The organism is Parahalioglobus pacificus (assembly GCF_014652275.1).
Lineage (GTDB): Bacteria > Pseudomonadota > Gammaproteobacteria > Pseudomonadales > Halieaceae > Parahalioglobus > Parahalioglobus pacificus.
In genome coordinates this window covers 186,531-208,429 of record NZ_BMYM01000002.1, presented here as the reverse complement: position 1 = coordinate 208,429, position 21,899 = coordinate 186,531, and the positions used below count along the sequence as shown (strand labels likewise).

18 protein-coding genes are annotated in these 21,899 nt (G+C 58.9%); 11 read left to right on the top strand and 7 right to left on the bottom strand.

All coding sequences use genetic code 11. From position 1 onward, the window contains the following. The first annotated feature begins 136 nt into the window (after positions 1–136). Both typA and dtd read left to right on the top strand, forming a co-directional pair. The gene (gene typA / locus IE089_RS09680; protein WP_189477617.1) at positions 137–1,957 is read left to right on the top strand and encodes a translational GTPase TypA; all 1,821 of its coding nucleotides are present in this window, start codon (positions 137–139) and stop codon (positions 1,955–1,957) included. Beyond that, entirely contained in the window at positions 1,954–2,391 is a 438-nt protein-coding gene (gene dtd / locus IE089_RS09675) for a D-aminoacyl-tRNA deacylase (RefSeq protein WP_189477616.1), read from the top strand. The genes typA and dtd overlap by 4 nt, the downstream gene beginning before the upstream one ends. 28 nt (positions 2,392–2,419) lie before the next feature. On the opposite strand, the gene IE089_RS09670 is transcribed toward dtd, so the two are convergent. Beyond that, a complete protein-coding gene (locus IE089_RS09670) occupies positions 2,420–2,878 on the bottom strand; it encodes a GNAT family N-acetyltransferase (protein WP_189477615.1) in 459 nt (152 codons plus the stop codon). A gap of 151 nt (positions 2,879–3,029) precedes the next feature. Here IE089_RS09670 and IE089_RS09665 point away from each other — a divergent pair, with 151 nt between their 5' ends. Together IE089_RS09665 and parC are read left to right on the top strand one after the other, a co-directional pair. Further along, complete coding sequence (locus tag IE089_RS09665; RefSeq protein WP_189477614.1) at positions 3,030–3,842, top strand: cyclic nucleotide-binding domain-containing protein; 813 nt, start codon at positions 3,030–3,032, stop codon at positions 3,840–3,842. Between the two features lie 58 nt (positions 3,843–3,900). Continuing rightward, positions 3,901–6,153 carry a DNA topoisomerase IV subunit A gene (gene parC / locus IE089_RS09660; protein ID WP_189477613.1) on the top strand — a complete coding sequence of 751 codons (2,253 nt, stop codon included), beginning with the start codon at positions 3,901–3,903 and terminating at the stop codon, positions 6,151–6,153. 8 nt (positions 6,154–6,161) lie between these two features. On the opposite strand, the gene IE089_RS09655 is transcribed toward parC, so the two are convergent. Continuing rightward, the gene (locus IE089_RS09655; RefSeq protein WP_189477612.1) at positions 6,162–7,556 is read right to left on the bottom strand and encodes a hypothetical protein; all 1,395 of its coding nucleotides are present in this window, start codon (positions 7,554–7,556) and stop codon (positions 6,162–6,164) included. On the opposite strand from IE089_RS09655, the gene serB reads away from it, so the two are divergent. From serB to epmA, 3 genes are all read left to right on the top strand, one after another. Next, a complete protein-coding gene (gene serB, locus IE089_RS09650) occupies positions 7,546–8,757 on the top strand; it encodes a phosphoserine phosphatase SerB (RefSeq protein ID WP_189477611.1) in 1,212 nt (403 codons plus the stop codon). The genes IE089_RS09655 and serB overlap by 11 nt on opposite strands. 93 nt (positions 8,758–8,850) lie before the next feature. Continuing rightward, positions 8,851–9,423, top strand: coding sequence for an elongation factor P (gene efp / locus IE089_RS09645; RefSeq protein WP_189477610.1), 573 nt, complete (start codon positions 8,851–8,853; stop codon positions 9,421–9,423). Between the two features lie 4 nt (positions 9,424–9,427). Beyond that, the gene (epmA, locus tag IE089_RS09640; protein WP_189477609.1) at positions 9,428–10,390 is read left to right on the top strand and encodes an EF-P lysine aminoacylase EpmA; all 963 of its coding nucleotides are present in this window, start codon (positions 9,428–9,430) and stop codon (positions 10,388–10,390) included. Position 10,391: 1 nt separating this feature from the next. Here the strand turns inward: epmA and IE089_RS09635 are convergent, their stop codons facing one another. Next, on the bottom strand, positions 10,392–10,874 hold the full coding sequence (locus IE089_RS09635; RefSeq protein ID WP_189477608.1) for an acyl-CoA thioesterase: 483 nt from the start codon (positions 10,872–10,874) through the stop codon (positions 10,392–10,394). A 2-nt stretch (positions 10,875–10,876) separates the two neighbouring features. Further along, complete coding sequence (gene nhaC / locus IE089_RS09630) at positions 10,877–12,352, bottom strand: Na+/H+ antiporter NhaC (protein ID WP_268247997.1); 1,476 nt, start codon at positions 12,350–12,352, stop codon at positions 10,877–10,879. Positions 12,353–12,538: 186 nt separating this feature from the next. Between nhaC and IE089_RS09625 the strand changes: the two genes are divergently transcribed. Genes IE089_RS09625 through IE089_RS09610 form a run of 4 tightly spaced genes read left to right on the top strand, consistent with a single transcriptional unit; the run spans position 12,539 to position 18,578 of the window. Continuing rightward, complete coding sequence (locus IE089_RS09625) at positions 12,539–13,687, top strand: PQQ-dependent sugar dehydrogenase (RefSeq protein WP_189477606.1); 1,149 nt, start codon at positions 12,539–12,541, stop codon at positions 13,685–13,687. A gap of 7 nt (positions 13,688–13,694) precedes the next feature. Beyond that, on the top strand, positions 13,695–14,570 hold the full coding sequence (locus tag IE089_RS09620; RefSeq protein WP_229802700.1) for a DMT family transporter: 876 nt from the start codon (positions 13,695–13,697) through the stop codon (positions 14,568–14,570). A 2-nt stretch (positions 14,571–14,572) separates the two neighbouring features. Then, positions 14,573–16,288, top strand: coding sequence for a VRR-NUC domain-containing protein (locus IE089_RS09615; RefSeq protein WP_189477604.1), 1,716 nt, complete (start codon positions 14,573–14,575; stop codon positions 16,286–16,288). Further along, positions 16,281–18,578 carry an ATP-dependent DNA helicase gene (locus IE089_RS09610; protein WP_189477603.1) on the top strand — a complete coding sequence of 766 codons (2,298 nt, stop codon included), beginning with the start codon at positions 16,281–16,283 and terminating at the stop codon, positions 18,576–18,578. Before IE089_RS09615 ends, IE089_RS09610 begins: the two co-directional genes overlap by 8 nt. Here the strand turns inward: IE089_RS09610 and IE089_RS09605 are convergent. From IE089_RS09605 to IE089_RS09595, 3 genes are read right to left on the bottom strand one after another with little or no spacing between them, the layout of a single operon-like run. Beyond that, positions 18,561–19,838 (bottom strand): SAM-dependent methyltransferase, encoded by a 1,278-nt coding sequence (locus IE089_RS09605; protein ID WP_189477602.1) that lies wholly within the window; start codon positions 19,836–19,838, stop codon positions 18,561–18,563. The genes IE089_RS09610 and IE089_RS09605 overlap by 18 nt on opposite strands. A gap of 1 nt (position 19,839) precedes the next feature. Continuing rightward, entirely contained in the window at positions 19,840–20,595 is a 756-nt protein-coding gene (locus IE089_RS09600; RefSeq protein ID WP_189477601.1) for a DUF1365 domain-containing protein, read from the bottom strand. After that, positions 20,592–21,854, bottom strand: coding sequence for an NAD(P)/FAD-dependent oxidoreductase (locus IE089_RS09595; protein ID WP_189477600.1), 1,263 nt, complete (start codon positions 21,852–21,854; stop codon positions 20,592–20,594). Before IE089_RS09595 ends, IE089_RS09600 begins: the two co-directional genes overlap by 4 nt. Positions 21,855–21,899: the final 45 nt, after the last annotated feature.

The following is a 21,899-nucleotide window of genomic DNA, read 5'->3' as shown; positions in this document are numbered from 1 at the left end:
CAGAAATTCCCTGCGATGCACCGCCGGGTCTCAGCGCCAGGGCCGCCCGCAGGCGTGCAAATTCACTGGTTTAGACCCCTTGATCAGGTATAATCCGCCGCCTTTTGTCAGCACCCCCACGGGGGCGAGGCCGATTGTGATCGAGAATCTTAGAAACATTGCCATTATTGCGCACGTAGACCACGGCAAAACAACCCTGGTGGATTGCCTGTTGCAGCAGTCCGGTACCCTGGACCGTCGCGCTGAGGGCGCCGAGCGTGTGATGGACTCCAATGATCAGGAGCGCGAGCGCGGCATTACCATCCTCGCCAAGAACACCGCGATTCGTTGGGGCGACTACCGCATCAATATTGTGGACACGCCGGGGCACGCCGACTTCGGTGGTGAGGTTGAGCGCGTGCTGTCGATGGTGGACTCTGTACTGTTGCTCGTCGATGCCGTAGACGGCCCAATGCCCCAGACCCGCTTCGTAACCAGCAAGGCCTTTGAGCAGGGTCTGAATCCTATCGTTGTTGTGAATAAAGTCGATCGCCCCGGTGCGCGTCCCGACTGGGTAGTGGATCAGGTCTTCGATTTGTTCGATCGCTTGGGTGCAACGGAAGAGCAGCTGGACTTTCCGGTGATCTACGCTTCTGCGATCGAAGGTATCGCCGGTGAAGATCATGAAGCCATGGCCGAGAACATGGAGCCCCTGTTCGAAACCATCGTGGATAAGGTGCCGGCACCCGAGGTTGATAGCGACGGTCCGCTGCAGATGCAGATCAGTGCGCTGGACTACTCCAGTTATGTGGGCGTTATCGGTGTCGGTCGCATCACCCGCGGAAAGCTGGCACCCAATACGCCAGTAACTGTGGTCGATCGTGAGGGTGAGACCCGTAACGGCAAAGTACTGCAGGTGATGGGCTATCTTGGCCTTGAGCGAGTGGATGTTGACGCTGCTGAAGCCGGGGACATTGTGTGTATCACCGGTATCGACGGTCTGAACATCTCCGATACTCTCTGCGATCCGCAGGCCGTTGAGGCGCTGCCCGCGTTGAGCGTGGACGAACCCACGGTCAGCATGACGTTCCAGGTCAATGACTCCCCGTTTGCCGGCAAGGAAGGCAAGTACGTGACCTCCCGAAACATCAAGGAGCGTCTGGATCGTGAATTGATTCACAACGTGGCTCTGCGCGTTGAGCCCGGTGACAGCCCCGATAAATTCAAAGTGTCCGGCCGGGGTGAACTGCACCTGTCGGTGCTGATCGAGTCCATGCGCCGCGAGGGCTTTGAGCTTGGCGTTTCTCGCCCTGAGGTTATCCAGCGGGAAATAGACGGCGTGATGCAGGAACCCTACGAGCAGTTGGTGATCGACTGTGAAGAAGAACATCAGGGTTCGCTGATGGAAGAACTGGGCCTGCGCCGCGCAGAACTTGAGAACATGGTGCCGGACGGCAAGGGCCGCGTGCGTTTGGAATTCATTATCCCCGCGCGCGGACTGATCGGCTTCCGCTCGCAGTTCCTGACCATGACCTCCGGCAGCGGCATCATGACCCACGTCTTTGACCATTATGGTGCGGTGAAAAATGCCGAGATCATTCACCGAACCAATGGTGTTCTGGTGTCCATGGTGAAGGGTAAGACCCTGGCCTATGGCCTGTTCAACCTGCAGGATCGCGGTAGGCTGTTTGTCGATCCGAACATCGAGGTCTATGAAGGTCAGATTATCGGACTCCATAGCCGCAGCAACGACCTGACGGTGAATCCCACCAAAGCCAAGCAGCTCACCAACGTTCGTGCCTCTGGCACCGACGAGGCGTTGACGCTTACGCCGCCGGTTAAGCACACGCTAGAGCAGGCGCTGGAATTCATCGAAGACGACGAACTTGTTGAAGTAACGCCTGAAAGCATTCGTCTGCGTAAAAAGCTCTTGTTGGAACATGAGCGCAAGCGCGCCTCCCGTGCCTCTGCGGCGTGAAGGCCCTGCTGCAGCGCGTCTCTGAGGCGCGCGTTACGGTCGCCGATGAGGTAGTCGGCGAGATCGGCCCCGGACTGCTGGTGCTGCTGGGTCTGGACAAGGGCGATGACCTTGCAAGCGCCAAGCGGCTGCTCGACAAGGTGCTGGCGTATCGCGTGTTCGCCGATGACCAGGGGCGCATGAACCGCAGCGTATCCGACACAGGCGGCGGGGTACTGTTGGTTTCCCAGTTCACACTGTCAGCAGATACGGCCCGGGGGCTTAGGCCAAGCTTTTCCAGCGCCATGGCCCCGGACGACGCTAAGGCCCTGTTCGGGCAGGTGCTGACGAGTCTGAAAGCGAAACACAGTCCTGTGGCCGCGGGTGTTTTCGGTGCCGATATGCAGGTCAGTCTCACCAACGACGGGCCGGTGACCTTTCTTCTGGAGAGCTAGGCCAGCTGATGTCAGGCCTGCGGCCGGCTCAGGCTGCGCTTAGCACCATATGGACGTGAGGGATGCCATCCTCCACGTAGCCATCACCCTCAATCACAAATCCGAGACTGCCGTAGAACTCGGCCAGATGTGCCTGCGCACCGATGCGAATGGCATGGTTTGGCCAGCGCTGCCGGTTGTGATCAATGCCACGCTGCACCAGCTCCCTGCCCATTTGTCGTCCGCGGGCCTGAGGGGCAACGATGATGCGACCAATGGAACTTTCCTCGTAGGTACTGCCTGGAGGCAGACAGCGCTGATAGGCAAGGATAGCGCCGTTTTCGGAGCAAAAGAGGTGGTCCGCGACCTGATCAAAACCATCCATGTCCTGATAGGGGCAGTCCTGCTCCACAACAAATACCGCCTGGCGTAACGCCATAATGTCGTACAGGGTTTGCAGAGAAAGTGCTTCAAACTCGAGGCTATGCCAGTGCGTGATATCGGCCATGCAATGCTCAGTGTGGGTAAGGAATTATGGCGTGCGGCTTTCTCGGCCTCGCCTTTAGTTGCTACTATACCGCGAAAACAGGGCAGGCCCTGTTTCCACGGCGACACTGGTTGGCGAAAGCCACCTACAGCCAGACAACAGGTATCACGCAATGCTGGCGAACGCCGATCTCACCCCAGATTTCAATCAGCTGAACGGCCAGTTCAAGACGCTGGTGGCAGAATTGCTGACGCTGGTGCACATGCAGCCCCAGCGGGTGGAAGTCGACGCCACCTCGGCGGGCCACTTCCGCGGCTATGACAGCGGTAAGCTCTATGTGGTGCAAAGCGGATCATTGACCGCGCGTTATCATGGCCGGGCGCTCTATATACTGGATGAGGGTGATCTGTTGGTTCCCGATAGCCTTACCAACGCACCTCCCGAGATGGCCGTGATGTATGGCAGTGAAGCGGGTGCGAGTCTTGATGTCTATTCGACCATCGAGTTCATGCAGAGGGTCTACGAGCGCCGCGCCGCACTCAAGGTGTGGAACCAGATTCTGCTGACCCACGCCAGTATTATGATGCGCCTCGCACCGCTGGGCGGCGATGACGGTGTAGTTACTACTCCGGGCTTTGAACTCTATGAGCCCGGCGAGGTCATTATCCGTGAAGGTGACATTGCCGACGAGGTCTTTAACCTGACCTCGGGCGCGGCGGATGTGTTCGTTGGCGACGTGCCCGTGGGACGCATTGCCGAGGGCGAAATTTTTGGCGCCATGGCCGCGCTCACTCACGGTGTTCGCAGCGCCACGGTAAAGGCGCGCACTGCCTGCTCAGTGGTGAAAGTGCCCAAGGCACAGTTCACCGATCTCATTAAAACCAACCCTGCAACCATTCATGGGCTGCTGGTCGATATGGCGAATTCAATCGTCAATCTCAACGAGCAACTGGTTGGCCTGCGCGGGAGCAATGACCGCAACTGATTGTGTTGCCGGCCACGCACGGTGGCCGTGATGATGTAACTAACGCTGGATTCCCTGGATGTCTGATCTTGTAGAAATCGACGAAGACGGTATCGAACAGGTATCGCTGAAAACCTATACCGAGAAGGCCTACCTCGATTATTCGATGTATGTGATTCTCGACCGCGCCCTGCCCCATGTGGGCGATGGGCTCAAACCGGTACAGCGCCGCATCGTGTATGCGATGAGCGAGCTGGGACTGAAGGCCACCGCCAAGTACAAGAAGTCTGCGCGTACTGTGGGCGATGTGATCGGTAAGTTTCATCCCCACGGTGACAGTGCCGCCTACGAGGCCATGGTGTTGATGGCCCAGGATTTCAGCTACCGCTACCCGCTGGTGGACGGTCAGGGTAACTGGGGCTCTCCAGACGACCCCAAGTCTTTTGCCGCCATGCGCTATACCGAGTCGCGGCTCACGCCTTATGCCGAGGTTTTGCTGGCCGAACTGGGCCAGGGCACAGTGGATTGGGTCCCCAATTTCGACGGCACGATGGATGAGCCTTCTGTGCTGCCAGCGCAGGTGCCGAATGTATTGCTCAATGGCACCACAGGTATCGCCGTGGGAATGGCCACCGACGTGCCTCCGCATAATTTGCGTGAAGTGGTGTCTGCGGCGATACGTTTACTGGATGCGCCCAAATCCACGGTGCAGGAACTGTGCGAGCACGTTCAGGCTCCTGATTTCCCCACCGATGCCGAGATCATCACCCCGCGCGAGGACATTCTCGCAATGTACGAATCGGGACGCGGTGCACTGCGCATGCGCGCCGTGTGGGAAAAAGAGGGCGGCGATATTGTGGTGAATGCGCTGCCCTATCAGGTGTCGGGTTCCCGCGTGCTGGAGCAGATTGCCCAACAGATGCAGGCCAAGAAACTGCCGATGGTGGCGGACCTGCGCGATGAATCTGACCACGAGAACCCCACGCGGCTGGTGATAGTCCCGCGCTCAAACCGCGTCGATGTCGGCGGCGTTATGAGCCACCTGTTCGCCACGACTGATTTGGAGCGCAGCTATCGCGTCAATCTCAATATGATTGGCATTGATGGTCGTCCGGCGGTGAAATCGCTGGATCGCATCCTCAAGGAGTGGTTGAAATTCCGTACAGATACTGTGCGTCGCCGTCTGGAGTTCCGCCTGGAAAAGGTGGAGCGACGCCTGCATATCCTGGAAGGTTATCTGGTTGCCTTCCTCAATATCGATGAAGTGATTCACATCATCCGCACCGAGGACAAACCCAAACCAGCGCTGATGAAGCGCTTCGGTATCACCGATATTCAGGCCGAAGCTATTCTGGAACTGAAGCTGCGCAATCTGGCGAAGCTGGAGGAGATGAAAATCCGCGGCGAGCAGGATGAGCTGGCCGAGGAGCGCGACCAGTTGATGAAAACGCTGGGCAGCGCAGCGCGACTGAAAACCCTGATCAAGAAAGAGCTCACTGCCGTTGCCGAGAAGTTTGGTGATGACAGGCGCTCGCCATTGGCCACACGTGACGAGGCCAAAGCCTTCAGCGAGCTCGAGCTGATGAGTGCCGACCCGATCACAGTGGTCATGTCTGACAAGGGCTGGATTCGGGCTGCCAAGGGGCATGACATTGACCCGGCCAGCCTGAGCTACAAGTCTGGCGATGCGTACAAATTGTCGGTGCGGGGTCGATCGAATCAGCCCACGATCATCCTGGACTCCACGGGCCGTGCGTATTCGGTACCTTCCCACAACCTGCCCTCCGCCAGAGGTCAGGGTGAGCCTGTGACAGGGCGCATCAATCCACCGTCGGGGGCCACCTTTGAGGGTTTGCTGATGGGGGACGAAGAGCAGCTCTACCTGATTGCCAGCGACGCGGGTTACGGTTTCGTTGCCAGACTGGGGGATATGCAGTCCAAGAATCGCTCCGGTAAAGCCGTGTTAACCCTGCCCAAGGGTGGCGCAGTGTTACAGCCGGCCATGATTCGCCAGCGCGAGGATGCTTGGGTGGCAGCGGTGTCCAATGAGGGTCGCATGCTGGTGTTCCCCTTGGCGGATCTGCCGCAGCTATCGCGCGGCAAGGGCAATAAAATTATCGGAATCCCCTCCGCGCGGGTGTTGGCACGCGAAGAGTATGTCATTGGTGTGCAGGTTGTGGCGCCGGGTGAATCCCTGGTGGTTTATGCCGGCAAGCGTCACCTGAATCTCAAGTTTGCCGAGCTGGAACACTATCAGGGCGAGCGTGGGCGGCGCGGCAACAAGTTGCCCCGAGGGTTCCAAAAGGTGGATTCAATCGCTATTGCTGATTAAGGGTCGCGTTAAACGGGATCAGTCAGGCGGCGCATGATGAGGCGTAACTGACGGGTAAGCAGGTCCTGATAGGGCCCTTCAAAGCCTGTCAGCATGGCGCCGGAGCCGTCGCCGATGGCTTTAAAGTCCAAGCGACCTGCAACGTCCACGTCCTCGCAGACATTGGGCAGCAGGCTTACGCCACCGGTGTTGCCCTGACAGCGCTGCTGCAGCTCATCCAGTGTGGACTGCATGTACAGCCCCGGGTAAATATCGGCGCCATCACCGGCGCCTAGTTCACTCAGGCCAATCGCCATATCGACATTGAGCGAGAGGTTGATGTTTCGCTCCAGTTCCCGGCTCACCGCGCCGACCAGCCAGGCGCAGGAGGCAGCTCGGAATGCCGGGCTGCCGGCACCGGTGTCACCCACGAAGTAAACGGCCAGGCCAAATTGCCGCACAACATGCAGTTCGCCTGCGTAGAAGCCCGCTGCGGCGAACACTACCTGATGCAGACGGTTGGTGTAGCGGTGCAGGCTGTCCTCGTCCAAAGTGTCGACGTAGTTGGAAAGGCTGCTTAAGTGCAGGTAGAGCACCGACGTCTGCAGATAGTTCTCATCCCGCGGCCCGCTGGTGCCGCGAGCGCGCAACAGATCCATGGGTAAGGCGTCAACGCGTTGTTCCAGTCGTGCCATCTCATTGGGCAGGCCAGATCCGGGGGAATCGTCCAGTCGCAGTCGTTTACTGAGCGTCGCAATACGTGTTCCCAGCCGTTGGCCCAATTGATGACTGATGCCATAGACGGCGAGGCTGAGGAGTATGGCCAAGCCCAATAGACTGAGCAGGAAGCGCAGGCGCGCCATGCGCGCATTGTCGGTGCTCAGGGTAATGACGACCTCACCCGCCACATCGTTTTCAATCAGCACGGGGGCGCGATAATCCACCAGCGTCGCCCCGCTGGCGCGGCCGGCTTGTCCCAGGGCCTTGCCCTCGACGTCGTAAATAGCAACTTCCTGCGCCGAGGAGGTTTCAACAAATCGTTGCAGTGATGCGGCCACCGAGAGCAGGTCGCCGGTTTCCAGCGCAGTGCCGATGCGTCTGGCAATTTGATTGGCCAGTGCCTCGCCGTAGTCCGCCTCCTGCGCCTGCTGCATGTGACGACTGGATAGCGCTGCGAGAATCACAAGTGCCAGACTGACGGAGAGGCAGAACGCGGCTGCGACCAATGCCAATTGCTGACTTAACTTATAGTGTTCCCAACGCTGCTTCACGACGCCGCCTGTCCCTGTTTGGGCCGCAGTATAAACCAGCCACCGCGCCTGACCACGCACATTGCCTAACGAGAGCTGTTGCGACATTCCAGCCGTCACAGGCTCGGGGTAGAATGCGCGCGTCACAGTAAGGAGCTCGAGCGTGAGCGACATTGAGCTTATAACCCTCTCTGGTCCGGATCAGCGCGGCCTCACTGCAGAGATTACGAGTATTCTCGCCGGCCACGGTGTGAACGTACTGGATATTGGTCAGTCGGTGATCCATGCAACCCTGAGCATTGGCCTGTTGGTTGAGATGCCTAACGGCGATTTGCGAGCCGCCGTGCAGCAGAGTATCGACGCCTTTGCCCGCAGCCACAGTCTGGATGCTCGCTTCGGGCCGGTCAGTGTCGAAAGCTACGACGAGTGGGTGCAGGCCCAGGGGCGGGCACGCTTTATTGTGACGTTGCTGGCCAGACGCATTACCGCCGAGCAATTGGCGCGCGTGACCGAAGTGGTGCGAGATTTCCACCTCAACATTGATGCCATCACTCGGCTCTCTGGCAGAATTCCATTGGGTGAACTGCCCGCAGGCAGCAAAGCCTGTGTCGAATTTTCGGTGCGCGGTGACCTGGCCGATGCCCACGCCTTTCGCCGTGCGCTTCTGGAGGTGGCTGGGGAACTGGAGGCCGACCTGGCCCTGCAGCAGGACACGATGTACCGCCGCAACCGGCGCCTGGTGGCCTTTGATATGGACTCGACGCTGATCGAGGCCGAGGTGATTGATGAGCTGGCCATCGAGGCCGGGGTGGGCGATCAGGTCAGCGAGATAACCGAGCGGGCCATGCGCGGGGAGCTGGATTTTCAAAGCAGTTTTCGTGAACGCGTGGCCCTGCTTGAGGGGCTGCCGGAATCAGCGCTACAGGCGGTGTCCAAGCGCCTCAAAATTACTGAAGGCGCCGAGCATCTGCTGGCCACCCTGCACTGGCTGGGTTACCGAACGGCAATTCTGTCCGGCGGTTTTACCTACTTCGCTGAGCAGCTGCGTGAACGCCTTGGCATTCACTATGTGTACGCCAATACCCTGGATATTGAGAATGGCGTAGTCACCGGCCGCGTAGTGGGTGAGATCGTAGACGGCGCACGCAAGGCCGCATTGCTCAAGCAGCTGGCCCAGCAGGAAGGCATCGATCTGGAGCAGGTGATTGCCGTGGGCGATGGCGCCAACGACTTGCCCATGCTTAGCGAGGCCGGGTTGGGCGTGGCCTTTCGTGCCAAGCCCTTGGTCAAGCAGAAGGCCGAGCAATCAATCTCCACTCTGGGTTTGGATGCCATTCTCTACCTGCTGGGAATCTCGGACCGCTATCAGGCGTAGACCGCGGGTCCTTCAGTGCCTGGCAACGGCGGTGCCCAATTGGCGGGGCTTGCGGTATCATTGGCGCCCGCGAATTTCTGACCCAAGACGACCATGGCAAATTTTTCAACGAACGAGTTTCGCTCCGGACTTAAAGTCATGCTGGACGGCGAGCCGTGTAGCATCCTCGATAACGAATTTGTAAAGCCCGGTAAAGGCCAGGCCTTTAACCGCGTTCGCCTGCGCAACCTCAAGACCGGCCGGGTCTGGGAGCGGACCTTCAAGTCCGGTGAAAGCCTTGAAGGCGCAGATGTCATGGATCGGACTATGGAATACCTCTACACCGACGGTGAGTTTTGGTACTTCATGGAGCCTGACACCTTCGAGCAGCACCAAGCGGACGAAGCTGCCGTGGCTGATGCCAAGCAGTGGTTGAAAGAGCAAGATTCCTGCGAAGTTACCCTGTACAACGGAACGCCGCTGTCCGTAGCACCGCCCAACTTCGTGGAGCTGGAAATTGTTGAGACTGATCCGGGTCTTAAAGGCGATACGGCGCAGGGCGGTAACAAACCCGCTACGCTGAGCACCGGCGCGGTCGTGAAGGTCCCATTGTTCCTGAGCCAGGGCGAAGTCGTCCGCGTTGATACGCGCACCGGCGAATACCAGGGCCGCGCAGGTAAGTCCTGAGCCTGTGACTGATTGGCGCCCCGGCGCGCCCATGCCCGCGCTGCTAGCGCGGGCAGAGTTACTTTCCACCATCCGCCAGTTCTTTGCCGGGCACGGCGTGCTGGAAGTCGAAACCCCACTGTTATGTCACGCGGGCATCACTGACCCTGCCATTGAGCCGTTGATGGTGGAACGGGGTCTCTCCCTGGGCGAACCTCGCTTCTTGCAGACCTCCCCCGAATACGCGATGAAGCGCCTGCTGTCCGCAGGCAGTGGTCCTATCTATCAAATTGCTCGTGCCTTCAGGGATGGGGAAGCCGGGCGCCGGCACAACCCGGAGTTTTCCCTGCTGGAATGGTATCGCCCGGACTATGACGAGCGGGATCTTATGCGGGAGGTGGCTGATCTGGTGCAGCAATGTCTGGGTGCGGCGCCCGTTGAGGAGATCAGCTATCGCGAGCTGTTTCAGCGCGAGGCGGGCATCGACCCTTTCGCGGCCACTGTTGAGGCACTTAGGAGCAGGGCGAACCAGCTTACCGATACAGGCGGCATGAACGGCGACGCCGATGTCTGGCTGGACCTGATACTCACTCACCAGATTGAACCTGCGTTGCGGAAACGTGAGGGGCTTGTCTTTGTGTGCGATTACCCCGCGTCACAGGCAGCATTGGCGCGTATTACTGAAGATTCACAGGGCCACGCGATTGCCCGTCGCTTCGAGCTGTACGTGAATGGCATAGAGTTGGCTAATGGGTACTTTGAGCTCACCGATGCGGATGAGCAGCGGCGGCGCTTTGCGGCGGACAATGCGCGCCGGGAGCAGTGCGGTCAGTCGCAACGGCCCGTTGATGAGCGATTGCTGCAGGCGCTGAGTGCGGGTATGCCCGCCTGCAGCGGAGTTGCGCTGGGGGTGGATCGCTTGCTGATGCTCAAACTGGGCGAGAGCGATATTCGCCGGGTGCTCGCCTTCGACTGGGAGCGAGCCTGATTCAGCCCAAGGGCGGAAGGTCTTCGATCTCTCGAACAGCGGGCCCATACCCTTCGACAAACTCTGGTGGCATACGCTTGGGTCTGCCGCTTTGCAGCGCGATGCAGGCAAAGCGCTGGGCACCACGCAGCAAGCTGACACCGTCGCTGTTACGCACAATCTGGAACCGGCGCTCCATGGTAAAGCGCTTGTCCCAGCGTACAATCCAGGTAGCGGCAGTGACCTCATCACTCAGTCTGGAGGCCTGCAGATAGCGGTATTCACTGTGCGTAATGGCCATTGCCCGGTCCAGCGACTCGTAGGCCGACAGGTCTAATCCCAGGCTCACCGAGTGCGCCCAGGCCACCTGTTCACACCAGCGTACATACACAACGTTGTTGGTGTGACCCAGCCCGTCGATATCTGCAGCATCGACGCTGAGTGAGACCGTAAAGGGGTCAGCATAGTCCCACAGGTTAGGACTGATCTTCTCGGTGCCAGTCATTGCTAGCTCGCCGGGGCGTCCTCTGTTTCCAGGGGTTTCTGAGCGATGTGCATAAAGCCATAGATGATGGCGATCACCGGGCACAGCAGATTGAAGAAGGCGTAGGGGGCATAACTGAAGGTGGCGACGCCCAGCGTTGCCGACATGTAGGCGCCGCAGGTGTTCCAGGGAATAAGTGCCGAGGTCAGTGTGGCTGAGTCCTCCAGCGTGCGTGACAGGTTCAGTCTCGACAGGCCGTGCTTTTCGTACTCGTCCTTATACATGCGGCCAGGCAGTGCAACCGCGATGAACTGGTCTGCGGCAAGGATGTTGGCGCTGATGCAGGTAGCCACTGTGGTGGTGATCAGGCTGCCCGTGCTGCGTATGCCTTTGAGCGCCTGCGACAGCAGGTAGTTAAGGATACCGGTGCGCTCCAACACACCGCCAAAGCCCAGGGCGCAGATAATCAGCCAAACCGTATTAAGCATGCTGCTCATGCCGCCTTTGCTCAAGAGTGCATCGAGAAATTCATTGCCGCTGTCTGACACATAGCCGCTGAAGAGGCTGATCCACACACCCTTGATCTGCACGAACACTGCGCTGAGGCCTTCCGTATCCCCTGCAAGTTTGGCCACTACCCCAGGTTGGAAAACCACAGCGAACAGCGCGCCGAGCAGGGCACTGAGCACGATAGCCGGGTAGGCAGGGAAGCGTTTGTACACCAGGGTCAGCATCACAAGCAGCGGCAGCAACAAATGAGGGCCGATCGAGAACTCGCCCTCCAGGCTGGCCTGTAACGCCGCGATTTCCTCGGGTGTTGCCGCGTCGGAGCTGCCAATCATGGCGAACACGGCTAATGCGATGACAAAGCTGGGGACTGTGGTCCAGAGCATGTGCCGGATGTGGTCGAACAGTTCAACGCCAGTTGATGCTGCGGCGAGGTTGGTGGTGTCCGACATGGGCGAGAGCTTGTCACCGAAATACGCGCCGGAGATGATGGCGCCTGCAGTGATCCCGGGTGACAGGTCAAAGCTGCCGGCAATACCCATCAAGCCAATGCCCAGGGTGCCTGCCACTGTCCAGGAGCTGCCGATGCTGATCGCGACGATGGCGCATATCAGGGCGCTGGCTGCGTAAAAGATGGAAGGATTCAGGATCTGCACACCGTAGTAGATCATCGCCGGCACCGTGCCGCTGAGAATCCAGGTGCCAATCAGCATACCCACGCTCAGAAGAATCAGCGTAGGCCCCAGACCCACGCCGATGCCATTGATGATGCCTTCCTGAGCGCGACGCCAGTCGATGCCCGTTGCGTGGCCCACCAGCGCCGCGGCACAGGTGGCTAGCACTAGGGCAATCTGGTTGGCTCCGTAGGAGGAGTCAGCGCCAAACAGGTACACCGAGCAGGCCAGCATGGCGATCAGCAGGAGAATGGGGGTCAGGGCCAGTGCAGGTGTTAGGTTTGCATTGGCGTGTTGGCTAGTGCTTGTTTCGCTCAAGGTGGGGTCCACGTGTTGCGCAGGCCAGGCAGCCGCAGGGCGCCAAGGCTCGTAAAGCCGGCAGGATGCCGGAAATTAGCCCCGGCGTACAGCGCGCCCCCCGGGCAGCGACGGAGGTCTGACAGGGCTGGCAGCTTCCATTACCATAGCGGCCCAGTTTTAGATCCCTGATTAGCCAACTTCGCTATGCGCACTGCACTGGTTTCACTTGTCATTTCTCTAGCCGTAGCAGCCTGCACCGGACCCGGTGTAGAGGTTCCGCCCCGGGCGAGCCTGACTGAGGCCCCAGCTACCATTACAGCGCCCGGCACGCCAGCGGGCATAGCCATGCATACGCTGCTGGATAATTTGGACCAGCCCTGGGGTATGGATTTCCTGCCCGATGGATCGCTGCTGGTTACAGAATTGGAAGGTTCCCTCTTGCGAGTGGATGGCAGCACCTTTGCGAACACGGCGATTGCCGGATTGCCCGAGGTCACTGCCACCGGACAGGGCGGGCTGATGGACGTGTTGGTTCACCCGCAGTTTGCAAGTAACCAAACCATCTACCTCAGCTACACGGTGGCGCAGGATCGCAAGTACAGTACCCGTGTCAGTCGCGCGCGGCTGGTTGGTGATGCGCTGGTTGATGTGGAGTCGCTGTTTACGGCCCAGCCCTTTTTCTCCCAGCGCCGTCATTTTGGGTCACGTCTGCTGTGGGACAACGGCTACCTCTTCATCACCGTTGGCGATCGGGGCAATCGTGATCGTGCTCAGGACCTGGACACCCACAATGGCAAAGTGATTCGGCTGCACGATGATGGCCGTGTCCCTGCGGACAATCCCTTTGTCGATCTAGCAGATGCCCTGCCGGAGATCTGGACCTACGGTCACCGCAACCCGCAGGGCATGGCAAAGCATCCGGTCTCGGCCGAGATCTGGGTGGCGGAGCACGGTCCCCGTGGCGGTGATGAAGTGAATGCACTCGCGGCCGGTACCAACTATGGTTGGCCTGTGATCACTTATGGCAAGGAGTACAGTGGCGGCAATATTGGTGTGGGTACCCACGCTGACGGCATGGCTCAGCCGTTGATTTACTGGGTGCCGTCGATAGGTGCTGCGGGCATGGACTTCTACTCGGGTGATGCCTATCCCGGCTGGTCGCCTTCGTTGCTGGTGGCGGGCCTGAAGCTCACCCGCATAAGCCGACTCGAACTTACAGACAGTGGGTTAGGCGCTGAGACACGATTGCTGTCAGACCTGAAAATGCGCATCCGCGATGTGCAGCTCGGTCCGGATGGTTTGATCTATGCCTTGGCTGACGGCTCTCGCCTTATTCGGCTGCAACCGGAGTGATGGCACGGTGACGAATGACAGACGAGCATTGTTGCTGGGCCTCGCTGCTGTGCTTGCCTGGTCCACGGCGGCCACCGCCTTCAAACTGGCACTTCGCGATCTGGCGGTCATACAGTTACTGGCCTACGCCATCACAACCTCTGCCATTGCTTTGGTCGGCATTGTGATTGCGCAGGGTAAAGCGACATTGATACCTCAGTACCTGCGCGAGACACCGCTGTATTTCCTGATAATGGCGGCACTCAATCCGCTGCTGTACTACCTGATCCTGCTGGAAGCCTACGACCTTCTGCCGGCGCAGCAGGCACAAACGATTAATTACAGTTGGGCCATTATGTTGGCGCTTCTTGCCGTGCCCTTGCTCGGGCAACGGCTCAGCCGGCGCGACCTCGTCGCTGTAGCCCTGGGGTACGTTGGTGTGGTGATCATTGCCACTAGCGGCAATGTGCTTGAAATGCAGTTTGCTTCTGGCCTGGGCGTGGCGCTTGCGTTGGTTAGCACGGTGATCTGGGCACTCTACTGGATAGCCAGTGCGCGCAATACCCGAGATCCCATAGTCTCGCTCTCGCTCAACTTTCTGATTGCTGCGCCCGTGGCACTGTTGGCCTGCCACCTGTATGCCGGGTTGCTACCCCCGAGTGGACTTGGCCTGGCTGCAGCCATCTATGTTGGCCTGTTTGAGATGGGAGTGACCTTTGCCCTGTGGTCTACGGCCCTGCGCCTTGCCAGCAATGTGTCCCGCGTTGGCAATCTGATTTTTCTGTCGCCCATGCTGTCTCTGGTGTTCATTGGCACCATTCTCGGTGAGGCCATTCACCCTGCAACGCTGGTGGGTCTTGCGCTGATTATTCCCGGCGTTCTGCTGCAGCAGAGTCAACGCTAGCGATGACAGGGAGTACGGTGGTCAACCAGACACCCGTGCTGCCGCCGCGTTATTACCTGGAAAACTTTCGTGTTCTGTACAGCACTGTGCAGGCGCAATACGCAGATCTCCTGCAAGCCGACGAGCTGGCATTCATTGAACACTATGATGCAATGGATGAGGAGTCCCAGTGCCTGTATCTGCGTTTGATCTCCCGCCGCGGACCCTGGTTTCGCAGCGCCAAGTTGAGTTACCCGGAAATTGGGGATCTGCGGGCTCCGCTGGAATACTTACTGGCCTGCAACTGGCTGCTGGAGGCGCAAGCCCTGGAGCTCGACGATGTGCAAGGGCTGTTTACCCTGGCGGAACTGCGAAAGATTTTTCCTGAGTGCGCTGAGTCGCTGCCAACAACGGCCCCGAAGTCTGCGCTGATGGCCGTTTTGGATCAGGCGCTGAGCCGAGGGGAGCTCACGCAGGCCGATTTGGCCCGGCGCTGTGTTGCCTACGACGAGACTGTCATCGTGGCGCCCTCGTGGACCGAACACGTGGCCCTCCTGCAGCTACTGTTTTTTGGTAACCGCCGTCAGGACCTCACTGAGTTCGTGTTGAGTGATTTGGGAGTGATGCGGTACGTGCAGTATCCGCTGGATCGAGCGCATCGTCTGTTTCCGTCCCGGGAGGCGGTTGAGGAGTACCTCTTGATCGGCGAGTGCGCCGACACCTATTGGTTGTGGCGCGAGCAACGCACAATGCTGGAAGAGGAGGCCCAACGCGACAGCCTGCAACAGCTCGCGCAATTGATTGGCACTGTGCAGGTGGGGTATGAGGCCAACCGCCCGCGCTTTCATGCGCTGCTTAATCGCGTGGCCAGGGAACTGGAGCGAATGGCACTGTACGACCATGCCATGCTCCTATACTGCGAGTCGCACCGGCATCCTGCGCGCGAGCGCAACATACGCGTGCTGGTTGCACAGGAGCGCTGGGAAGAGGCCTTGGCGCTGTGCGAGACCGTACTGGCGCAGCCCTGGTGTGAAGATGAATACGATGCTGCCGGGCGGTTGCAGGTTAAGGCGCGTCGCGCCCTGTTTGGCGAGCGGGCTCCGCGCACCAAGGCGTCCTTCAGTGAACGCCATCTGAACATTGTGCGAGAGACAGGCTCGGTCGAGCGTGATACGGCCACGGCGTTGATGCAACAGTGGCCACAGGTGCGCTATGTAGAGAACGCCCTGATGAACAGTCTTTTCGGCCTTGCCTACTGGGACGTTATCTTTAGCCCTGTTGCGGGCGCATTTAACAACCCCTTCCAGTCCGTGCCCGCGGATATGTACGCGCAGGAATTTTCCTTGCGTCGGCGGAAACAGATTGCCGCGCGTCGTGACGAACTGGAAGAGCTGCCCCTGGTGCAAACCCTGACGGATACCTTTAGGCGGGTTAAGGGCCTGCAGAACCGCTGGGTCAGTTGGGGCTTACTGGATGAAGCATTGATAGAGGACGTGCTCGTCTGCATGCCCAAGGCGCATCTGCTGGCCATTTGGGACCGCCTGCTATTCGACCCTGGCGAGAACCGCCGCGGGTTCCCCGATTTGATTGCGCTTGATCCCGGAGCAGCGCGCTACGAAATGATCGAGGTTAAAGGCCCTGGAGACGCACTGCAGGCAAGCCAGAAACGCTGGCTCAATTTCTTTCAGTCAGCGTCCATCCCGGCCAGTGTGCTCTGGGTGCAGTGGATCGATGACTGAACATACTGTGAGTGTGGGCGAGCTGGCGCGGTTCTGTCACCGCAGTGGCGATATCGATATGCGCTTCAGTGCCTCGCCCACGGCCAGCGAGGGTACTGAAGGTCACCAGCGCCTGTATAAACGCAGGCCAGCTGACTATCAGCCCGAATATCCGGTGGAAGCTGAAATTACAGTTAGTGAAATGCCGCTGACGGTTCGTGGTCGCGCCGACGGTTGGCATGGGGCCACGGCCACCGTGGAAGAAATTAAAACCTGCCGCACGGATCCAGCCGGTATTCCCGAAACAGTCACTCGCCAGCACCTGGCGCAGGGGCGCCTGTATGCCGCGCTCATCGCCCGCGCCGAAAATTTAGCGCAAGTACAGGTGCGCCTGTGTTGGTACTTTCTCGACAGGGATCAGGAATACCCGCTGGAGCAGTCCTACAACGCGGAGGAACTGGCGCGCTTTCTGGAAGAAACCCTGCAGCGCTACGGGAAGCATCTCAGTGCGTTGATGAGCCTGCGTGAGCAACGCGACCAAAGTCTGCGCGCACTGGGGTTTCCCTTTGCCACCTACCGGCAGGGCCAGCGTGAGATGGCCGAACTCAGTTACCGATGCATTGCGCAATCAGGGCGACTGATGTTGGAGGCGCCCACCGGTATTGGGAAAACGCAGGCGGTGTTGTTCCCCGCCCTACGTGCGCTGGAAACCGGGAAGCACGACAGTCTTCTATTTTGCACGGCCCGCAATACCGGCAAGCGAGCGGCAGAGTCGGCGATTGCCCAGCTCAAGGAACAGGGCATGAGGGCGATCACCCTCACGCTCACCGCTCGAGAAACTGTGTGCTTTTCGCCGGGCAAGGCCTGTCGCGCGGAAGAGTGCAGTTACGCACTAGGCTTCTACGACCACTTGCCCGATGCCCGGGCAGCGGCATTGCAACAGACATCGCTGGCCAGGCCCGACATCGAGTCACTGGCACGGGAACATCGGGTCTGCCCCTACTATCTCGCTCAGGAGTTGGTGCCCTATGCCGACGTTATCGTGAGTGACCTTCACGGCGTCTTTGGTCTGACTGCAGCGGTGGGAGCCAGCGAATCGGGGCAGCGCCGTACCGCGCTGATCGACGAGGCGCATAACTTGCCGGATCGTGCGCGCGACATGTACAGCGCGAGCCTGCTGAAATCAGCCTTGATGGCGGCTAGGGGGCAGGTTCAAGGAGCTCTTCGTAAACGTCTGGATGCGGTCAACAGGCAACTGCTGAGTTTGCAAAAGCTCCAAGACTTTACAGGCGCACAATATCGACTGGATGAGCTTCCTGCCGCACTGGTCGAAAGCCTGTCGGGTTTTAGCACAAGCCATATGGATGCGCTGGCAGATGACCCCGGGCTTAATGCCCGGGCGCCAGCAGTGCTCGCCTTTTACTTCGATGTACTGCAGTTCCAACGCGTTATCGAGTGTCTGGGCGATGACTACTGCATTCGGCTACTGCGAGGCGAGGGTAAGCAGGGCCTTCGAGTAGAGCTTGTGTGTTTGGATCCACATCGATTGCTCGCACAGCGCCATGCGCGACTGCATTCAAGCATTGCCTTCTCGGCAACACTTTCGCCCTTTAACTGGGCACGACTGGGCCTGGGGCTGCCGGAGGGCACGGTCTACCGGCAGCTGTCCTCACCCTTCGATGCATCGCAGCTGCAAGTGACTTTGCACACGGGCATTGATACGCGTTGGCAGGCCCGGTCACGGACCTTGTTTGATCTCGCATCGACCCTCTTGGAGTGGCTGGATGCTACGCCCGGTAACTGCATGGTGTTTTTCCCCTCTTACGCCTATATGCAGGATTGTTTGGCGCAACTTGAGGCGCGCCTGGACACTGACCGCGAGCTCTGGGTTCAATCGCGTGACCAATCCCAGATTGAGCGCGATGCGGCGCTGGATGCTCTGCGACAGCAGCGTAATCTGGTGGTGTTCTGCCTGTTAGGTGGCGTCTTTGCCGAAGGTGTGGACCTGCCGGGTGATCAGTTATCCAGCGTAGTGGTTATCGGGTTGGGCATGCCCCAGTTCAACGAAGCAACCAGAGAGCTGGCCAATTACTACGACGACACTCTGGGTGCGGGCTTTGATTTCACCTACCGCTTTCCGGCCCTGCAGAAAGTGAATCAGGCGATGGGACGTGTTGTGCGGACCCTGCGGGACCGTGGCAGCGCGCTTTTGATTGACGCGCGCTATGCGGATCCTGCCTATCGCTCATTGCTGGCCCCCGGCTGGCACTATGACGTCACCAGCGAGCTTGCTTCAGCCGCGGGCGATTGAGCCCTTAAAGCGATACCCGGGCTTGGCAAACGCCAATTGAACGGTACCGATGATGCGCTCGCGGAAACCGCCCTCGCAGTACGACAGATAAAACTGCCACATGCGAACGAAGCGCTCATCGAAGCCCATGTCGCGCACTGACTCCAGGCTGCCGTTGAAGCGGCGATGCCATTCTGCAAGGGTGTCGGCGTAGTCTTCGGTAATATCGCGCAAATGTACCATCTGCATATCGGTGTTTTTCGCTAGCTGGTCTGCAATGACTGCGATCGAAGGCAAGCAGCCACCGGGGAAGATGTACCGCTTGATATAGTCCACCGCATGCAGTGCCTGCTCATAGCGCTGGTCGGCCATGGTGATCGCCTGAATGACCATCTTGCCATTGGGCTTGAGCAGCTCAGAGCACTTGGAAAAGTAGCTGTTGTAGAACTCGTGGCCTACGGCTTCAATCATCTCAATGGATACCAGCTTGTCATATTGGCCGGTCAGGTTGCGGTAGTCCTCACACAGGACTGTGACCTGGTCCTCTAGGCCGCGCTGTCTCACTTGCTCACGGGCGTGATCATACTGTTCTCGTGAGATTGTGGTCGTCGTTACCCTGCAGCCGTATTGCGTTGCTGCGTGTATCGCCATACCACCCCAGCCTGTGCCGATCTCGACCAGGTGATCATCCGGGCTGAGCTCCAGTTGCTGGCATATCTCATCCAGCTTGGCCACTGACGCTGTCTCCAGCGAGGCATCGGCGTCTTTAAACAGCGCCGATGAGTACATCATGGTTGGATCCAGGAACAGGCGGAAAAAGTCATTGCCCAGGTCATAGTGTGCAGAAATGTTGCGCTTTGAGCCTTCCCTCGTATTGCGATTGGCAATGTGCGCAATCTTCAGCCCCAGGCGCACGGTCCAGTGCTGGCGTGCCTGCATGGATTGCAGGGTCTGCATGTTGGCGCTGAATACCCGCGTGACTTCGGTGAGATCCGGCGAACTCCAGTCGCCATCGATATAGGCTTCACCCGAGGCGATGGTGCCGCCGGTAAGAATCTTCCGATAGACCGCTGGGTCATGCACGACGACCTCGGCCTGGGGCTCACCGGCGACGCCGGGACGACCGAGCCGAAAAACGTCATTACCGTCGCGAATCGTGAAGCTGCCCACCTTGATGTTGGCCAGTACTTTCAACAATACCTTGCGTGATAGCTCATCGCCCGACCACAGCTTGGTTGCCTGAGGCAGTACGCGAATGCGGCTGACGCTCATGTTACTCATATTATGCTCCAGAGGGTTTGCTGCGGGGGTGCGGGTGTATCGGTACCCCCTTCAGGAAAAGTTTCAGTGCCTGCCAGTAGATCGCAAGTGCGATGCGGGCAGTCATCAAGGGGTACAGCAGCAGCTGTGCATTTAGCGCGCCAGCTGTCATGGGTTTGGCTTGCAAGCTCAGGGTGGCATCGAAAACCGTGTCGCCATCCTGCTCGTTCGCCAGGTGAATTACTAACCGCTTGTCCGGGTTGTTGCTGCGCCAGCGGTACTGCATGTTCATAGGGTTGAACGGGGACACGTGGAACGCTTTGGAAAAACCGGTCTTGATCCAGTTTCCCTGTTCCGGTGCAGTCAGCACATAGCTGTGCCGCTCATCCCAGGGTGTGTTGTTCACCTCTGCAACCAGGTATTCCAGCCGCTTCTCGTCGTCGCTGTAACAGTAGTAACAGGCGATGGGGTTCATCTGCATTCCGAAGTAGCGCAGATTGGCGAGCAGGTAGATGGGTCCCTTGTGAGATTGGCCCGTCTCCTCACGAACACGGCGGCGCACTTCGTCTTCCAGCGGTTTCTCGGGATCGCCCAGGAAGTCGCTGCGCTTAAAGCGGCCTAAGGCGGGACCTGTCGCAGACCACAGGGGGTTGCCGTTGAAAAGCTGCGGCAGCTCATCCAGGCAAATGAGGGGCATGAACACCCTGTACTTGAAGGCATGCTCCTTTGGCGAGTGTCGCCTGTGCCGGAGTGTCCCCTGGTACAGGCGAGACCTCACGCGGCGACCTGCCCCTGGGTGCTGAGGCCTTCAGCAACCCGTAGCGCACTGACGACGCCGTCTTCATGGAACCCGTTATGCCAGTAGGCGCCGCAATACCAGGTGTCGCGCACACCGTTAATCTCCGCCCAGCGCTGCTGTGCTGCCATGCCTTCCAGCGAAAACACGGGATGATCGTAGGTGAAGCGGCCGAGGATGCGGTGCGGATTGATGTCTTCCGTCTGGTTCAGGGTGACGCAGAATGTCTCCGGTGCATCTATCCCCTGAAGGATATTCATGTTGTAGGTTACGACGGCGTGCTGCTCATCGACGCCCAGGCGATAATTCCAGCTGGACCATGTCTTGCGGTTCTTCGGCAATAAGCGCGTGTCTGTATGCAGCACCACATCATTAGCCTGGTAAGGCAATGCCCCGAGAATTTCCAGTTCTTCCGGGCTGGGGTCAGCCAGCAGCTTCAATGCCTGGTCGGAGTGGGTGGCAATGACCACCTGGTCAAAGCTGTGGGTCTCACCGCTTTGCGTTCTGATGCTCACACCCCTGCCTGCGCGACGCGTGATGCTGGCTATCGGGGTGCTGGTGTGAATGCGCTCTTCGAAGGGCTGGCACAGGGGGCGCAGGTACTCTCGGGAGCCGCCTTCTATGACGCGCCACTGGGGTCGGTTCTTCACCGACAGCAGGCCGTGATTCTTGAAGAAGCGAACAAAGAAGCTGACAGGGAAGCCCATCATGGTCTCGCAATCGGCGGACCAGATGGCGGAGCCCATAGCGATCAGGTATTGCCGCTTGAACGACTCGCTGTAGCCATTACGTTCCAAATAGCTGCCCAGCGTTTCACCGGGATCTAGGCGCTCATGTTCAAGGTCTTCGATGCTCTCACGATTGAAGCGGAGAATGTCCCGCACCATGGTTATGAAAGACCAGGAGACAAGGTTGCGCCGCTGGGCGAACAGGGTGTCGAGATTGCCACCGGCATATTCCAGGCCCGTTTCTTCGTCATGAACAGAGAACCCCATTGTTGTTGGTCGACTGGCAACGCCCAGTTCGTCCATCAATGCAATGAAATTCGGGTAGGTCCAATCGTTGAAAACAATGAACCCTGTATCCACCGCGTAGCGGCGGGTGCCCAGCTTCACGTCAACTGTGGCTGTGTGACCGCCCACGCGGTGACCGGCCTCAAAGACCGAGACTTCGTGATGCTTGCTCAGATAGTAAGCACTTGCTAAACCGGAAATGCCTGAGCCAATAACTGCTATTTTCAAACGTAACCTTCCAGCCCTGTAGGGCCTAAAACGTCTTGGATATGC

Excerpts from the sequence above, each read along its gene's own strand:
- IE089_RS09670 (WP_189477615.1), bottom strand. The coding sequence starts at position 2,878 with ATGGCCGATATCACGCACTGGCATAGCCTCGAGTTTGAAGCACTTTCT.
- IE089_RS09665 (WP_189477614.1), top strand. The coding sequence starts at position 3,030 with ATGCTGGCGAACGCCGATCTCACCCCAGATTTCAATCAGCTGAACGGC.
- IE089_RS09605 (WP_189477602.1), bottom strand. The coding sequence starts at position 19,838 with ATGAGTAACATGAGCGTCAGCCGCATTCGCGTACTGCCTCAGGCAACC.
- parC (WP_189477613.1), top strand. The coding sequence starts at position 3,901 with ATGTCTGATCTTGTAGAAATCGACGAAGACGGTATCGAACAGGTATCG.
- efp (WP_189477610.1), top strand. The coding sequence starts at position 8,851 with ATGGCAAATTTTTCAACGAACGAGTTTCGCTCCGGACTTAAAGTCATG.
- IE089_RS09655 (WP_189477612.1), bottom strand. The coding sequence starts at position 7,556 with ATGTCGCTCACGCTCGAGCTCCTTACTGTGACGCGCGCATTCTACCCC.
- IE089_RS09615 (WP_189477604.1), top strand. The coding sequence starts at position 14,573 with ATGACAGGGAGTACGGTGGTCAACCAGACACCCGTGCTGCCGCCGCGT.
- IE089_RS09635 (WP_189477608.1), bottom strand. The coding sequence starts at position 10,874 with ATGACTGGCACCGAGAAGATCAGTCCTAACCTGTGGGACTATGCTGAC.
- IE089_RS09625 (WP_189477606.1), top strand. The coding sequence starts at position 12,539 with ATGCGCACTGCACTGGTTTCACTTGTCATTTCTCTAGCCGTAGCAGCC.
- IE089_RS09610 (WP_189477603.1), top strand. The coding sequence starts at position 16,281 with ATGACTGAACATACTGTGAGTGTGGGCGAGCTGGCGCGGTTCTGTCAC.